The 14,380-nt window shown below is 65.2% G+C and carries 18 protein-coding genes; 12 read left to right on the top strand and 6 right to left on the bottom strand.

Translation table 11 applies throughout. The annotated features are described in order from the left end of the window. Positions 1–17: 17 nt before the first annotated feature. Positions 18–173: a hypothetical protein gene (locus H289_RS33235; RefSeq protein ID WP_020104292.1), complete on the bottom strand. Its 156-nt coding sequence runs from the start codon at positions 171–173 to the stop codon at positions 18–20. Between the two features lie 170 nt (positions 174–343). On the opposite strand from H289_RS33235, the gene glgX reads away from it, so the two are divergent. From glgX to H289_RS0128580, 3 genes are all read left to right on the top strand, one after another. Next, a complete protein-coding gene (glgX, locus tag H289_RS0128590) occupies positions 344–2,497 on the top strand; it encodes a glycogen debranching protein GlgX (RefSeq protein WP_020104291.1) in 2,154 nt (717 codons plus the stop codon). Positions 2,498–2,592: 95 nt separating this feature from the next. Then, a complete protein-coding gene (locus H289_RS0128585; protein WP_029105882.1) occupies positions 2,593–3,345 on the top strand; it encodes a TetR/AcrR family transcriptional regulator in 753 nt (250 codons plus the stop codon). Positions 3,346–3,542: 197 nt separating this feature from the next. After that, on the top strand, positions 3,543–3,989 hold the full coding sequence (locus H289_RS0128580) for a response regulator (protein ID WP_020104289.1): 447 nt from the start codon (positions 3,543–3,545) through the stop codon (positions 3,987–3,989). 25 nt (positions 3,990–4,014) lie between these two features. Here H289_RS0128580 and H289_RS0128575 read toward each other — a convergent pair whose 3' ends face one another. Next, positions 4,015–4,686: a hypothetical protein gene (locus H289_RS0128575; protein ID WP_020104288.1), complete on the bottom strand. Its 672-nt coding sequence runs from the start codon at positions 4,684–4,686 to the stop codon at positions 4,015–4,017. Between the two features lie 237 nt (positions 4,687–4,923). Next, positions 4,924–5,169, bottom strand: a complete 246-nt coding sequence (gene mbp1, locus H289_RS0128570) for a microaggregate-binding protein 1 (RefSeq protein WP_020104287.1) — start codon at positions 5,167–5,169, stop codon at positions 4,924–4,926. A gap of 268 nt (positions 5,170–5,437) precedes the next feature. On the opposite strand from mbp1, the gene H289_RS33530 reads away from it, so the two are divergent. The 6 genes from H289_RS33530 to H289_RS0128540 all read left to right on the top strand — a co-directional run bounded on the left by H289_RS33530 (position 5,438) and on the right by H289_RS0128540 (position 10,413). Next, positions 5,438–5,593: a hypothetical protein gene (locus H289_RS33530; RefSeq protein ID WP_020104286.1), complete on the top strand. Its 156-nt coding sequence runs from the start codon at positions 5,438–5,440 to the stop codon at positions 5,591–5,593. Between the two features lie 276 nt (positions 5,594–5,869). Next, a complete protein-coding gene (locus H289_RS0128560; RefSeq protein WP_020104285.1) occupies positions 5,870–6,289 on the top strand; it encodes an ATP-binding protein in 420 nt (139 codons plus the stop codon). After that, entirely contained in the window at positions 6,286–7,035 is a 750-nt protein-coding gene (locus tag H289_RS0128555) for a SigB/SigF/SigG family RNA polymerase sigma factor (RefSeq protein ID WP_020104284.1), read from the top strand. Before H289_RS0128560 ends, H289_RS0128555 begins: the two co-directional genes overlap by 4 nt. Before the next feature lie 167 nt (positions 7,036–7,202). Continuing rightward, a complete protein-coding gene (locus H289_RS0128550) occupies positions 7,203–8,396 on the top strand; it encodes a PP2C family protein-serine/threonine phosphatase (protein ID WP_036421771.1) in 1,194 nt (397 codons plus the stop codon). Further along, positions 8,393–9,970, top strand: coding sequence for a sensor histidine kinase (locus H289_RS0128545; RefSeq protein WP_020104282.1), 1,578 nt, complete (start codon positions 8,393–8,395; stop codon positions 9,968–9,970). The genes H289_RS0128550 and H289_RS0128545 overlap by 4 nt, the downstream gene beginning before the upstream one ends. Next, entirely contained in the window at positions 9,967–10,413 is a 447-nt protein-coding gene (locus H289_RS0128540; protein ID WP_020104281.1) for a response regulator, read from the top strand. The genes H289_RS0128545 and H289_RS0128540 overlap by 4 nt, the downstream gene beginning before the upstream one ends. A 2-nt stretch (positions 10,414–10,415) precedes the next feature. On the opposite strand, the gene H289_RS0128535 is transcribed toward H289_RS0128540, so the two are convergent. Both H289_RS0128535 and H289_RS0128530 read right to left on the bottom strand, forming a co-directional pair. Then, entirely contained in the window at positions 10,416–10,874 is a 459-nt protein-coding gene (locus H289_RS0128535) for an ATP-binding protein (RefSeq protein WP_020104280.1), read from the bottom strand. Between the two features lie 41 nt (positions 10,875–10,915). Next, positions 10,916–11,299, bottom strand: a complete 384-nt coding sequence (locus tag H289_RS0128530; RefSeq protein ID WP_020104279.1) for an STAS domain-containing protein — start codon at positions 11,297–11,299, stop codon at positions 10,916–10,918. Positions 11,300–11,769: 470 nt separating this feature from the next. Between H289_RS0128530 and H289_RS31575 the strand changes: the two genes are divergently transcribed. Together H289_RS31575 and H289_RS0128520 are read left to right on the top strand one after the other, a co-directional pair. After that, the gene (locus H289_RS31575; RefSeq protein WP_081633577.1) at positions 11,770–12,282 is read left to right on the top strand and encodes a DUF1707 domain-containing protein; all 513 of its coding nucleotides are present in this window, start codon (positions 11,770–11,772) and stop codon (positions 12,280–12,282) included. A gap of 276 nt (positions 12,283–12,558) precedes the next feature. After that, complete coding sequence (locus H289_RS0128520) at positions 12,559–13,557, top strand: alpha/beta hydrolase (RefSeq protein ID WP_155944295.1); 999 nt, start codon at positions 12,559–12,561, stop codon at positions 13,555–13,557. A gap of 27 nt (positions 13,558–13,584) precedes the next feature. Here H289_RS0128520 and H289_RS0128515 read toward each other — a convergent pair whose 3' ends face one another. Beyond that, positions 13,585–14,013, bottom strand: a complete 429-nt coding sequence (locus H289_RS0128515) for a hypothetical protein (protein WP_020104276.1) — start codon at positions 14,011–14,013, stop codon at positions 13,585–13,587. Positions 14,014–14,193: 180 nt separating this feature from the next. Here H289_RS0128515 and H289_RS31570 point away from each other — a divergent pair. After that, positions 14,194–14,380 (top strand): helix-turn-helix domain-containing protein (locus tag H289_RS31570; RefSeq protein WP_036421765.1); only part of this gene is annotated, 187 nt, incomplete at its 3' end.

The following is a 14,380-nucleotide window of genomic DNA, read 5'->3' as shown; positions in this document are numbered from 1 at the left end:
GAATGCTTACGGCCCGGCTAGAACCACACTTTGCGTCCTGCGACCGGCCGCCCCACGGCGCCCAGGATCCACAGGACCGCCCCGATCACGACCAGAATTGCACCGATGGTCTCCAAAATCGGCACGGCCAAGGCGTATCCCAGGACCAGCAGAATAATGCCCAAGATGATCATGTGTTGCGCTCCTCGCTCGGGGCGTTGACGTCTTCGTCAAGGCCGGCGGCTTTCAGGTACCCACGTCGGCGCCCGGTCAAACCAACCGTGCAATCCCACCGCCGCGATGATTGGATGGCGCTGATCCGGGCTATCCCTCCCACCCAAGCCCTCTCGTTCGAGGAGAGCACATGACAGAGTCCGCCGACTCGGAGGACAACCGTCGCACCGAAGTATGGCCGGGCAAGGCGTATCCACTCGGAGCGACGTATGACGGCGTCGGAACGAACTTCGCCGTCTTCAGTGAGGCCGCGGAGCGGGTTGAGCTCTGCCTGTTCGCCGACGATGGCACCGAAACGCGAGTGGTGCTGCCGGAAGTCGACGGATTCATCTGGCACGGATTCCTGCCCGACGTCGTACCCGGACAGCACTACGGCTATCGGGTCCATGGGCCGTACGACCCGGCGGCGGGGCAGCGCTGCAACCCGAACAAGCTGCTGATCGATCCCTACGCCAAGGCGATCGACGGCGAATTCCGTTGGGACCAAAGCCTCTTCGGATACAACTTCGGTGACGAAGACAGCCGCAACGACGACGATTCTGCCGCCCGCATGCCGAAGTCGGTGGTGATCAACCCGTACTTCGACTGGGGGACGGACCGGCCGCCGCAGCGCGCGTACGCCGATTCGGTGATCTACGAGGCCCATGTAAAGGGGCTGACGCAGCGTCACCCCGACGTTCCCGACCGCGACCGCGGTACCTACGCAGGTGTCGCGCATCCCGCGATAATCGACCATTTGAAGAGCTTCGGCGTCACCGCCATCGAGTTGATGCCGGTGCACCACTTCGCCAACGACTCCGTGCTGATCGACAAAGGGCTGTCGAATTACTGGGGGTACAACACCATCGGGTTCTTCGCGCCGGACCCCAAGTACACGTCAGGGGTGACGCCCGGAGGTCAGGTTCAAGAGTTCAAGGCCATGGTGCGCGACCTGCACCAGGCGGACATCGAGGTGATCCTCGATGTGGTCTACAACCACACCGCGGAAGGCAACCACCTGGGCCCGACGCTGTCCTTCCGGGGGATCGACAACGCCGCCTACTACCGGCTGGTCGATGGGGAGCAGAAGTTCTACATGGACTACACGGGCACGGGAAACAGCCTCAATGCCGGTCACCCGCATGCCCTGCAGCTCATCATGGATTCGTTGCGGTACTGGGTGACCGAGATGCATGTCGACGGTTTCCGTTTCGATCTGGCGTCCACGCTGGCGCGGGAGTTCTACGACGTGGACCGGCTCTCGACGTTCTTCGAGATGGTGCAGCAGGATCCGGTCATCAGCCAGGTCAAGTTGATCGCCGAGCCGTGGGATGTCGGGCCCGGTGGTTATCAGGTCGGGAACTTCCCGCCGCAGTGGACGGAATGGAACGGCAAGTACCGCGACGCCGTGCGTGACTTCTGGCGCGGTGAGGAGTCCACGCTCGGTGAATTCGCGTCACGGCTCACGGGATCGGCGGACCTGTATGAGCACACCTCGCGACGGCCGGTCGCCTCGATCAATTTCGTGACCGCCCATGACGGTTTCACGCTGCGGGACCTGGTGTCCTACAACGAGAAACACAACGAGGCCAACGGTGACGACAACGCCGATGGCGAATCGAACAACCGGTCATGGAACTGCGGTGTGGAAGGTCCGACCGACGATCCCGACATCGAGACGCTGCGGCGGCGCCAGCAGCGCAATTTTCTGGCCACCACCTTGCTGAGCCAGGGCGTGCCCATGATTTCGCACGGCGACGAACTGGGCCGCACGCAGGGGGGAAACAACAACGGCTACTGCCAGGACAACGAAATCACCTGGATCGATTGGGAATCCGCAGACACCGAGTTGACCGCGTTCATCGGTGGCGTCGCCGCAATCCGTACCGCGCACCCGGTTTTTCGGCGTCGCCGCTTCTTCAACGGTCGGCCGGTGCGCGCCCGGGGCGCACAGGACGTCCCGGACGTCGCCTTCTTCACCCCGAGCGGCTCGGAGATGACCGACGACGATTGGAACACCGCCTTCGGCAAGTCCGTTGCGGTCTACCTCAACGGGCAGGGCATCCCGGACCTGGACGAGCGCGGGCAGCGGGTCGTCGACGACTCGTTTGTGCTGTGTTTCAACGCTCACGATGACGCCATCGAATTCGCGCTGCCGCCCGAACAATTCGGCTCCAGATGGCAATTGATACTCGACACCGCCAGTGGTCTGGCCACCGTGGACGCTGAGAACACGCCGCTCGAGGCGGAAGCTACCGTGACAGTGGAAGGCCGTGCCCTCACGGTGTTCCGTACCGTTTCCTGAAAACAAGCACGCTGCCCGTGGTGACGCTCCACCATTTCGTCGCGAACTGCGGCTAGCGTTGTCCCGGAATCAGCGAGTACTGGGAGGTCGGCGCGTTGTCGGGAGCCAATGACTCCGGAGTCCCCGCAACGGCGGCGGGCGGCTCTGATGCCGTGTCCGGTGATGGCCTGCGCGATGGCCACCCGGCATTGTCGCGCGAGTTCATCCTGGACACCGCGATCGCCTTCATCGACGAGCATGGGCTGGACAAGCTGACCATGCGCCGGCTGGGCGCGGCATGCGGTGTGGAGGCGATGGCCCTGTACCGGTATGTCCATAGCAGGGGAGACCTGCTGACCGGCGTGGTCGACCATGTCGTCGACCGCTTGTACGCCGAGCAGTTGGCGGCCCGCCGGCAGGAAGACGGCTGGCAGGACTATCTGATCCGGCTTGCACACGGAGTGCGCCAGATCGCCCTGCAGCATCCCGAACTCTTCCCGCTGGTGGCCACGCAGGCACCGGAGGCGCCTTGGGTTCGCCCGCCGCTACGCAGCATGCGCTGGATGGAGAGCTTCCTCGACACCTTGCTCTCATACGGGTTCGACGACGTCGCCGCAGTGGCGGCATACCGGGCGTACACCACGTTCTTGGTGGGACAGCTCTTGCTGGAGGTATCAGCCCGCGGCGCCCAGTTGAGTCCTGCCGAGGCGATCCTCCAGGAGGCTGACCGGCCGCGAGCGAGCCTGTCGGATTACCCGCAGCTGCAGCGGCTGCAACCGTTGCTCTCGGAGGACTACGGCGATACCGAGTTCGAGGAAGCGCTCGAAGCGCTATTGGATCGGCTCGAATCGAATTTGCCGCGGCGCTGAGCGGGTGTCTGATCGGAGCCCGCTGCCGGCACGCCTGTTTACAATGTAAACTGATTCTGGTTGGGGATGTGTGCCATGGCAGGAAACTGTCGGTGGGCGCCGCAGATGGAACGCCGAACCCGCCGTGTACTCACATTCCCGGCGCGGCCGGACGATGGATCGAACGTCATCTAGGTATAGGTGGGGAAGGTGTGCATGTGACCGTGCCGCGCGACAGCAGGGCGATCGACATTCTGTTGATCGAGGACGATCCCGGCGACCAGTTGATCACCCGGGAAGCCTTCGCGGACAACAAGATCAAGAACGTCCTGCACATCGCCCACGACGGTGAGGAAGGCCTGGACTTCCTCTATCGGCGCGGTGCCCATGCGGGTGCGCCGCGACCGGACCTGATTCTGCTCGATTTGAATCTGCCCAAATACGACGGGCGGCAGTTGCTCGAGAAGGTCAAGTCGGACGTCGAACTGTGCGACATCCCCATCGTCGTGCTCACCACGTCGTCGGCGCAGGAAGACATCCTGCGCAGCTACAAACTGCATGCCAACGCCTACGTGACCAAGCCCGTCGATCTCGAGCAGTTCCTGAGCGCGGTGCGCCAGATCGACGAGTTCTTCGTTCAAGTGGTCCGGTTGCCGCGGCCCTGACAGCGGCTTGCCGTCGCGTCGCCGGCTAGATCTGCATCGCCAGACACGGCTCGGAGCCGCCGACCACGGCGGTCGTCGAGAAACCGAAGCGGTCCATCCAATGCACGCCACCCGAATCGCTGGGCGACGGCTCGCGGTCCTGCTCGGTGGACGCCAGCTGCCGCTGCAGGTCCGCCGCGCTCACCCGGCCGACGTCATCGGAGCGTTGCGCCGGTCCGAACGGTGAGGCGGTGGAATCGGCAAGGTGGTGCGCGCGGTAACGAACGACCGCGCTCCGCAACGTCGGATGCGCGGGGCGCGCCAAGGTCAGCAGGTAAAACGCCCCCGCCGCCACGGAACTGATGGCAACAACCTCTTCACCCATGCCCTCGAGCAGATCGATGAAGTCGGCCGCCTCATGGCCGCCGATCGCGTCGCCGGCAATGCCGGTGGTCACCGCGATGCCCAGGGCAGCCCGGCCGTCGCGATCGGCGGGAATGAAGCGGAACGCTCGTCCGCCCACCGACGGCAGGCTGTCGCCGGCTGGGCACTGGACCGCGCCGGCCGGCTGTTCGGTGTCGAACAGCCAGCGCAGACCCACCAGCAGTACCGGCAGGTGGACGGTTACGCCGGGTGCCGCGGCGTCGTCGGATGCTGGCTCGACCCCTGTCGCCGTCTCGTCCGCACTTCGTGGCGCCGCCATCAATTCGAGTGTCATCCCTGATTCCTTCGAGTCGGGCAACGCGCGAGTGCGTCAGCTGACTTCACAGTTACCCACTCCATCGGCGCGCAAAACACTCGGCCGGCCGCGGCGCGGACCTGTGCGTGGCCGCCGTCCTCAGGGGTCCGAAAGCTCTTTCAGCGCAACGCCTTTTCGGATCGGCGCCCAGACACGAGAGCGGCCCAGTCCAGCACGAGGCTGGACTGGGCCTTGGACTGTGCTGCAATGCCAGCCCTAGTTCTGCTGCTCGGCTCGCTCTCGCGCCTCAGCGGCCTTGGCGCCCGCGCGTGCGGCCTCGGCCTCGGCTTCCTTCCGCGCGGCTGCACGGTGCGCGTCTGCCTTGTCCTGCTGTGCCTGGCCCTCGCGGACCAGGTCGTCACGTCCGGCCACGGTGCCGATGACTTCCTTGGCCTTGCCCTTGACGCCTTCGACGACGCCCCGGATGGCTTCCTCGGGACCGGTCTTCTTGTCCTCGCTCATGGCTACCCTTCCGCTCACGGATCGGATGATCGCACGGAGAACCGTTCCCCACGCCTGCCGAGAATTCCCAGCTCTGGCGCCCGCCAAACGGCGACTAATGCGATCTACGCCACACGGATGTGCGTGCGCCACAGGGCATTCCGTCGATCCGGTCGGGAATGTTTGAGCAGCTGATTCCCGTGGGTACGGAAGGACTGCCGCTGACCAGCAGGGTCAGGCGGGGCCGGCGCCGCGACAGCGCGCGCTGCCCACAACGGAAAGAGGCACCATGATTCTGGTCGGAGCTGTGTTGCTCGCTCTTGGGCTGATCTTCAATATCTACCCCTTGTGGGTGGCCGGCGTTGTCGTGCTGGTGGTGGGTGCGGTTTTTTGGCTGCTTGGGGCGACCGGACGGCCGATCGCCGACCGCCGCTACTGGTACTAGTCGGGTACGCGTCGATGAGGTCGTTCTCTCGGCGGATTGTGGCGGATGATCGAAATAGCCTGCGGCACAGGATGAATCGGACGGCTGCGCAGACTGCGAAGCGTGCTGATACCGTCGCCCGACTTCGGGTACTGCCCCCACCGACAGCGGGGGGTGGCGGGCGGTGCACGTTTGTTTGAGCAGCCATGGACAATGGGTACACAGAGTGCGACGTGGAGTGGGCCTGCACAGGGACGCTGGAGGAAATACGTGGTTGAGGCAGTGGGGCACGGCAGCATGACGTCCAGCGACCGGTCTGTTGAGTTGATCGTTGCGGCGTCCCCGGAAAGCCTGGCCGTCCTGCGGACGCTCGTGGCAGCGGTCGCCGCCTTTGAAGATTTCGATCTGGACGCCATCGCCGATATCCGGCTGGCGGTCGATGAAGCCTGTACCGGTCTGGTCCGGGCCGCGGTGCCCGGATCGAGCCTGCGGGTCGTCGTCGATCCGTCGAATGACGCTGTGGTGATTCGTGCTTCGGCGACGTGTGTGGCCGACGACAGTCGCGGCAGCGCGGTGGTGAAGCCGGACAGTTTCGGTTGGCACGTGCTCAACTCCCTGGCCGACGAGGTGTCGACCTTCGCCGACGAGCCGGCCATCGACGGCACCCAGGTGTTGGGTGTTTCGTTGACCTCGAGACGAGTGAGTCTGCAGCGGTGACGGCGGAGTATGCGGACGTTCTCGAGATGTTCCGTCAGCTCCAGGGGACAACCGAGGACTCAGCTGACTACATCGAGCAGCGGGACGCGATCATCGAGCGCTGCCTGCCGCTGGCCGACCACATCGCGCGGCGCTTCGAGGGCAAGGGTGAGGCGCGCGATGACCTGCTGCAGGTCGCACGCATCGGCCTCATCAACGCGGTGAAGCGATTCGACGTCGAGATGGGTTCGGACTTCGCCTCTTTCGCGGTTCCGACGATCATGGGCGAGCTGCGGCGCCACTTCCGCGACAACAGCTGGTCGGTGAAAGTGCCGCGGCGGATGAAAGAGCTGCACCTGCAGATCGGCACGGCCAGCGCCGAGATGTCGCAACGCCTCGGGCGCGCGCCCACCGCTTCTGAGCTGGCCGCCGAGCTGGGCATCGATCGCGACGAGGTCCTCGATGGTCTGATGGCCGGGAGCTCGTACAAGACCACCTCGATCGATGGGGCCGCGGGAAGCGAGGAGCGCCCGTCTCTCGCCGAGACGCTGGGCGACGTCGACCCCGGCTTGGAAAAGGTCGAGTATCGCGAGGCGCTGCGGCCGCTGCTGGCCGAACTGCCGGAACGCGAGCGGACCGTGCTGGTGCTGCGATTCTTCGAATCGATGACGCAGTCACAGATCGCGGCCAAGGTGGGCATCTCGCAGATGCACGTCTCGCGGTTGCTGGCGAAAACCCTGGCCCAGCTTCGGGAGAAGTTGGAGTAGCTTGCGGCAGCGTCCGGCGACGTGTGGTGCGCGTCGATGGCCCGGTGCGGTGCGGACCAACTGGTAACGTCCGCGACGGTAAGCACAGCGAAACAAGATGGTCAGCACGAGGTAGGTGGCCCCTTGGCGAAGGATGTGACCACTTGTCCATGCCGGCGGAGCCGCAGATGAACCGCTCCACTTCCTCCAAGTCGGGGCCTGCGGGAGACCGGCCGCTGTCGCTGCTGCTGGTCGAGGATGACCGCGGCGATGCCCTGCTGGTCGAGGAGCTGATCGCCGACGCCGCGATCGACATCGACTTCCACTGGTCGTCCACATTGACCCAGGCGGCGGCCGCGCTACAGACGATCCGCCCGGATTGTGTGCTGCTCGACCTGCACCTGCCCGATGCCGGTGGTGTCGACGCTCTCGATCGCCTGGGCGCCCTCGATCCGAGCCTGCCGATCGTCGTTCTCACGGGTCTGAACGACGAGCATTTCGGTGTTGCCGCTATGGCGTCCGGCGCGCAGGACTACCTGGTGAAGGGCCGCGTGGACCCGGAGACACTGCGCCGGGCGGTGCTCTATGCGATCGAGCGCAAGCGTGCCGAGGTCACCGCGGTAGATCTGCACGCCAGTCGACTGCGCGCCCAGGAGAATGCCCGCCTGGAGCGGGGTCTGCTGCCTTCTCCGCTACTTCTGGACAATCCGGGCGTCGAGGTCGTCACACAGTCCTTGCCGAGCCGGCGCGACGCGCTGATCGGGGGCGACTTCTACGACGTCGTGCAGACCCCGGACCGCACGGTGCACGTCATGATCGGCGACGTGGCCGGCCACGGACCAGATGAGGCCGCATTGGGGGTGGCGCTGCGAATCGGCTGGCGCGCACTGACTTTCGCAGGTCTGCGGGGCAACCAGCGAATGTGTCAGCTCGACCGCATCCTGACCACCGAGCGGCCCAGCCGCGGCACTTTCGCCACGCTGCTGAGTGTGGCATTGACACCCGACACCGGGCAGTTCGACGTGGTGCGTGCAGGCCATCCCGGCTTGCTCATGCACGGCGCGGGCACCGTCGACTGGCTCGAACCGACGCCCGGCCCGGCCCTGGGCCTCGGAGCCACGGAATGGCCGGTCAATCGGTTGCAGTTGCAGCCGGGCGACGGATTGATGCTGCTGACGGACGGGCTGTTCGAGGGACCTGCGGGGGAGGGCGGCGAACGCCTCGGGGAGGACGGACTGCTGGCGGCCGCGCGCTCATTGGCGCGACTGCCCGGTGCCGAGTTCGTCAAGGCGTTGATCAGTGAGACGGAGGTGCGGGCCGAGCCCTTCGGTGGTCTCACCGACGACATCGCCGTCATTCGAGTGGAGCGCTCAGTTCGATGAAGTTGACGGTGCAGGGTTGGCAGAACCTGGTTCTGGCGGCGATGGGCGCGGTGGTGCTCTCCGGCGCCGTCGGCGGTGCGCTCCTGATGAACCGGACCGACATGGTGTCGAGCGAACTGATCGAGCACCTGCAACCGGCTCGCGTGGCCGCCTACCGGTTGCAGGCCGGACTGCGTGATCAGGAAACCGCGGTCCGCGGTTATGCCAGCGCCGCAGACAGCCAGTTCCTGGCGCCGTACGACGACGGACAGCGCGCGGAAACCGCTGCGGCGCAAAAGCTCAGAAGCCTGCTCACGGGGCGCGACGCGCTCATTGCCGACCTCGACGCGATCGAGCGCGCCGCCGGTACCTGGCGCAGCACCTATGCCAAGCCGTTGATCGCCAGTGTCGTCGTGGGACGTCCGGCCGTCGTCGACAGCCGGACCAACGAGGACGGCAAGAATGCGTTCGACAACCTCCGTACGCTCTTCGATGCGCAGAACCGGCACCTGGAACAGGCACGAGACGCCGACACCGCCCGGCTGGCGTCGATTCGCCAATGGCGCGACCGAGTCCTTGCCACCATGGTCGGTGCGTTCGTCGTCATGGCGGTGGTACTGGCCATGCTGGTGCGGAGTTCGGTCACCCGCCCCTTGGGCGCACTTGCCGCGGCGTGCCGCCGCATCACGCAGGGCAAGTTCGATGAGCGCATAGTTCCCCAGGGACCCACGGACATTCGCGCGATCGCCGTCGATGTCGAGGAGATGCGGCAGCGCATCGTAGAGGAACTCGAAGCGTCCCAGTTCGCCCGTCTGGCCGTCGACGAGCAAGCCGAGGAGTTGCGTCGATCCAACGCCGAACTCGAACAGTTCGCCTACGTCGCGTCGCATGATCTGCAAGAGCCGCTGCGCAAGGTCGCGTCCTTCTGCCAGCTGCTCGAGAAGCGGTACGGCGACCAGCTCGACGAGCGCGGGATCGAGTACATCAACTTCGCGGTCGACGGCGCCAAGCGTATGCAGGTGCTGATCAACGACCTGCTCACCTTCTCGCGCGTCGGCCGGATCAACGCCACGCACACCGAGGTCGACCTGGGCGAGGTTGTCGCGTCGGCCATGCAGAACCTCGCGACCTCGATCACCGAGTCGGGCGCAGAGGTGGTGATGCCGCCGGCCGGCCTGCCGCAGGTCGACGGCGACCCCACGTTGCTCACGATGTTGTGGCAGAACCTGATCGGTAATGCGGTGAAGTTCCGGCGCGAGGGACTCGCGCCCCGGATCGTGATCGACTGCACACTCGGAACGGGTGAAGATGCCGACAATTGGGTATTCACGGTCACGGACAACGGTATTGGGATTGCCGAAGAGTTTGTGGACAAGGTGTTCGTGATCTTTCAGCGGTTGCACGGCCGAGATGCCTACAGCGGTACCGGCATCGGCTTGGCGCTGTGCAAGAAGATCGTCGAACATCACGGCGGCACCATCGGGATCGACACGTCGTACACCGATGGCACGCGGTTCGTGTTCACACTTCCGGCTACCCCGACCACCGAACCGAACGTCATCGCATCCGAGCAGCCGGAAGGAAGTCACCCATGAATGCGTCGTCAGCCGGCCGAGTGGTGGACATCCTGTTGGTCGAGGACGACCCGGGGGACGAGTTGATCACCCGTGAAGCGTTCGCCGACAACAAGATCAAGAACACTCTGCACGTTGCCCGCGACGGTCAAGAAGGTCTGGATTTTCTCTACCGGCGCGGCGTTCACGCGGACGCCCCGACTCCGGACCTCATCCTGCTCGACTTGAATCTGCCGAAGTACGACGGCAGGGAACTGCTGGAGGCGATCAAGTCCGACGAGGACTTATGTCATATCCCGGTCGTCGTCCTCACCACCTCGTCGGCCGAAGAGGACATCCTGCGCAGCTACAAACTGCATGCGAACGCCTACGTGACCAAGCCCGTCGACCTCGATCAGTTCATGAAGGCGGTGCGGGAGATCGACGAGTTCTTCGTCCAGGTGGTGCGGCTGCCGCAGCCCTGATGTCACCCGCCTGCGGCATCGGCGGCGGCGGTTTCCACGGCGTCCCATTGCAGGCGCACCTGCGTGCCGGCATCGGTCGGTTCGATCGAGGCACGGTCCGTCAGCGCCTGCATCAACGGAATTCCGCGTCCCCGGGCAGAGTTCGCGAGCTGTGCCGTAGCGGGGCGCCACCTGCCCTCGTCGGTCACGGTCACCGTCAGCAGACCTGATTGCCGGTCGAAGTCGGCGCGAACGTGCATGACACCGGGCGCGGGGGCATCGGCATACGCGGCCTCGACGGCATTGGCCAATGCTTCGTTGACGGCGAGCACGATGTCGCTCGCTTTGACCCGGTCCAGGGCGAAGTGCCCCGTCAACCAGGTCGAGAACTCCTGACGGATGGATGCCGCATGTTCGGGGATGGCCACCACGTCCGTCTTACTGAAACGTGCCCCGCTGCTCGACTGGTCCGGCTCCGTCATAGCGACCTGCTCGACCTACCTTCCGATTGACAATGACCGCTCTAGGCGGTGACAGCCGCGAGCGCCTCGTCTCGCGTGGCGAACAGCTCGATCAAGTCGGCGATGCCGACCAGCTTGAGCGGCCGACTGGTCGTGGGGCCATCGGCGACGATGACGAGCCGAACCGCCGGCGCCAACTCCGCATGCGCCGCCACCAGCACGCCCATCCCGGCAGAGGCCAGGAAATCCACGGCACTCAAATCGACGACGACAGCCTGGGCCGTGCCGACTGCTGCCGGGCTCAGTGCGGATTCGAGCTGCGGAGCGGTGAGCATGTCCACCGTTCCGGACACCGTGACCACGCTGACCGCGCCGATCTGACTCTGTTCGACTGCGCAGCTGGCCGCGGCAGGGTTGCCGCTTCCCTGGACTGGCTGGCCTGTCATTGTCACCTCCGAGGGGCTCACACACGTAAGCCGACAGTCCAAATACTATCGGCGCTTCTGCTGCCCGCTGCACCAAACCTAGTAGGACACAGCCTGTCTGCCGGTGTGGCAAATAACATGTTTCGCCCGCCTCATTGGCGGGTATTCATGGTCGCCGATTGTGTGCGGGGGCGCCGGCACGGACCGACCGTTTCGGTCCGGCCGGCGTTCAATCCGATTGTGCCGCAAACCGATTGCTGCGGGGAAGTGCCCATCGGCGTGCGATCGTCCCGTCGGCTCGTTGCCCTGCTCTTCGTCGCTGATCGTTTCGCCACGCGCGCACACCCGGCGCGCTGAACTAGCCCTTGCCATCCATCCATAACAGTGTTAGGAATGTCCATAACACTGTTATGGATGGATGGAGTTGCACCGTGCACCACCATGAGGACCTCCCGTTTCCCGAGCCGACGCGCCACAGTGCCGGCGGTGCCGTGACCGACACGCTCGGCACTCACATCAGGGCCGGCGATGCCGACCGCGAAGTCGTTTCTCGCCGGCTCAGCCGTGCCGTCGCTGATGGCCGGCTGACCCTGACGGAGTACGACAGTCGCCTCCAGTTGCTCTACCGGGCCGTCACCCGTGGCGAGCTCGCCGAGATCGTCTCTGACCTACCGGCCTCCGATGCGCGCGGTGAGCCCAAACGGCAATGGAGACAATCGATTCCGGCATGGGTCGTCATCATGTGGATGCCGTGGGGCGCGGTGAACCTGCTGTGCCTTGCGATCTGGCTCGCTACCGGCGCCGGCTACTTCTGGCCGTTCTGGGTAGCTGTCCCCTGGGGCTGCGCGCTGCTGATTCCCAGCGTCATTGGCGTGTTCACCAGTGGCGGCGCTCATGGGGGCCGAAATTCGACGGCGTCCGGTGCCGCTGACCTGCGGCGATCTTGCAGCGCCGCGTCCCGCCCCAGCCGCTCCGCGCAGCAATGGTCGTCAGCAGCCACCTGATGGGCGTGCTGCTCGGCGTCGCCGTAAGTGGGGCACTGCCGTCGACCACGAGTGATCTCGCCGCGCTGTGGCGAGATCACCTGGGGCGCAAACACAGTGGTGGCGACCCGCGCCTACCTCGGCGTTTGTGACTGATCACAAACGCCGAGGCGGATACTTCGGCGCTCGGTGCACAGACGGCAGCCACTCGGGCATCGATACTGGTTCGGACAACGAGGCAGCATCGGCGCTGCCGCGGCCACCGAACGGGGCTCGTTGAAACAGGAGGGCTACAACGTGGTTGCCGCACCAGAGAATCTGATCCCGCTGGACCGGGGTAATTCCCGTCGCGTCGAGTTCGAAGGCGGCAGCATCCAGTCGCGCATCCTCGCGCTGGCATTGAAGGCCACGGTCAAACCGGCATTGACGGTGTGGGCACTTGTGCCCGGTCTGCCCTGGCCATACCGGGCGGTCGATCACGTCGGGCGCGTGCTGCGGTCGGTCGCGGGCACCACCCGACAGCCAGTCAGCCTTGCGCGCTGTTCCGCCGAGACGACCCGCCCCGCGGCGGTGCGCGGGGACCGCTACATCGTGTACATGCACGGCGGCGCCTTTCTGGTCGGTGGCCGTCACCTGCACCGTCAGATGATCTCGCGGATTGCCGCGTCGCTGCAGAGCGAAGTCGTCGCGGTGGACTACCGCAAGCTGCCCGAACACACCATCGCCGACGGTATCGAAGATTGCATCGATGCTTATCGGTTCGCACTCGGGCGAGGTATCGCGCCGGAGAACATCGCCTTCATCGGGGACTCGGCCGGCGCCTACCTGGTGTTCATCACCGCGGTGTTCGCGGCCCGCCGCGGATTGCCGATGCCCGGCGCGATCGTCTCGATGGCTCCGCTGACCGACTTCGACCTGCAGGCCAAGATCGATGCACCCTCGGGATCAACCGATGTGCTGTTCTCGAAGGCCTTCGCCCGCGCGTTCCATCAGTTCGTCATGCGGCACAGCCCGCCGGCAGACGAGCACCGGCTGCTCGACGCGGATCTGGGTGGGCTGCCACCGTCTTTGATCCAGGTGAGCTCCACCGAACTGCTCCACCCCGACGCCGAGGAGCTGGCCATTGCACTGGCGAAAGCCGCTGTGCCGCATCAATTACAGGTGTGGCGGGACCAGGTCCACGTGTTCCAGGCCGCGGCCTCGATCGTTCCCGAAGCGGCGCGTGCGCTCGGCGAGGTGACGCGGTTCATCGAGTCGGCATTCGCCCGAAGCGCAACGCAGGAGCAGTCCGCGTAAGTCCTCAGCGGCAATCAGAGCCGCGGGTCACGGCGTGTTGAGTTTGAGGGAGTGTCCAACAGCGTCCATGACCACCCCTTTGATGTGTTCTGCAGAGGCGCGCCGGCCGAGGACTCCGTGGGTGAGGATCATGCCCGTGACCAGATCAAAGATCGCCTGAGCATCGGTGTCTGGGCAGGGTGATGACATCTCGCCTGTTCGGCATCCGACGCGAATCGCCGCGCGCAGCGGCTCGATCAACTCGTCGACGAGTGCATCGTTCTGGTCGACGTGCGGTCCAGCTCGGTTGAGCCAGATCGACGCCAACACCGAGGCTTTGGCACAGCGCTCCGCCGGGTAGATGTGGTCGATCATCGCCGCGATGTACGAATGAATGCGTTCGGTCGGACTCGTGCTCTGCGTGGCCGCGTGTCGCAACTGCCGTGCCGCGTTGCGGAGTGACTCGTGATAGTTCACAGCTGAATTCACATCTCGTTCCGTAGGCGTGCGAAAGACTCGAGTTCGATGACCGATGTCCGACCGGGCTAGTTGTACTGACCACGGACGTTAGGTACGGCGTGGCGTGGTGACATGAAGAAGACCTCCGAGTGAAGTGCGAGCTGTCGAGGAACGCACCAACTCATCTCGGAGGTCTTCATGTCCCACCGTAATGCTCCTTTGTCCGATACCGGGCGTCTGCGCCTGGCTCGCTGCGTCGTGGAGGACGGTTGGCCGCTGCGGCGAGCTGCCGAGCGATTCCAGGTCGCGGTGAGCACGGCGGCTCGCTGGGCCGGCCGCTACCGCGAACTCGGCGCTGCCGGCATGAGCGATCGCAGCTCACGAC

This window comes from Mycobacterium sp. 360MFTsu5.1 (genome assembly GCF_000383495.1).
GTDB classification, from domain to species: Bacteria; Actinomycetota; Actinomycetes; order Mycobacteriales; family Mycobacteriaceae; genus Mycobacterium; species Mycobacterium mucogenicum_B.
Note: the sequence above shows the minus strand (reverse complement) of the source record. Positions and strands in the feature narration are given on the sequence as shown.

Excerpts from the sequence above, each read along its gene's own strand:
- H289_RS33235 (WP_020104292.1), bottom strand. The coding sequence starts at position 173 with ATGATCATCTTGGGCATTATTCTGCTGGTCCTGGGATACGCCTTGGCC.
- glgX (WP_020104291.1), top strand. The coding sequence starts at position 344 with ATGACAGAGTCCGCCGACTCGGAGGACAACCGTCGCACCGAAGTATGG.
- H289_RS0128575 (WP_020104288.1), bottom strand. The coding sequence starts at position 4,686 with ATGACACTCGAATTGATGGCGGCGCCACGAAGTGCGGACGAGACGGCG.
- mbp1 (WP_020104287.1), bottom strand. The coding sequence starts at position 5,169 with ATGAGCGAGGACAAGAAGACCGGTCCCGAGGAAGCCATCCGGGGCGTC.
- H289_RS33530 (WP_020104286.1), top strand. The coding sequence starts at position 5,438 with ATGATTCTGGTCGGAGCTGTGTTGCTCGCTCTTGGGCTGATCTTCAAT.
- H289_RS0128560 (WP_020104285.1), top strand. The coding sequence starts at position 5,870 with ATGACGTCCAGCGACCGGTCTGTTGAGTTGATCGTTGCGGCGTCCCCG.
- H289_RS0128550 (WP_036421771.1), top strand. The coding sequence starts at position 7,203 with ATGAACCGCTCCACTTCCTCCAAGTCGGGGCCTGCGGGAGACCGGCCG.
- H289_RS0128545 (WP_020104282.1), top strand. The coding sequence starts at position 8,393 with ATGAAGTTGACGGTGCAGGGTTGGCAGAACCTGGTTCTGGCGGCGATG.
- H289_RS0128540 (WP_020104281.1), top strand. The coding sequence starts at position 9,967 with ATGAATGCGTCGTCAGCCGGCCGAGTGGTGGACATCCTGTTGGTCGAG.
- H289_RS0128535 (WP_020104280.1), bottom strand. The coding sequence starts at position 10,874 with ATGACGGAGCCGGACCAGTCGAGCAGCGGGGCACGTTTCAGTAAGACG.
- H289_RS0128530 (WP_020104279.1), bottom strand. The coding sequence starts at position 11,299 with ATGACAGGCCAGCCAGTCCAGGGAAGCGGCAACCCTGCCGCGGCCAGC.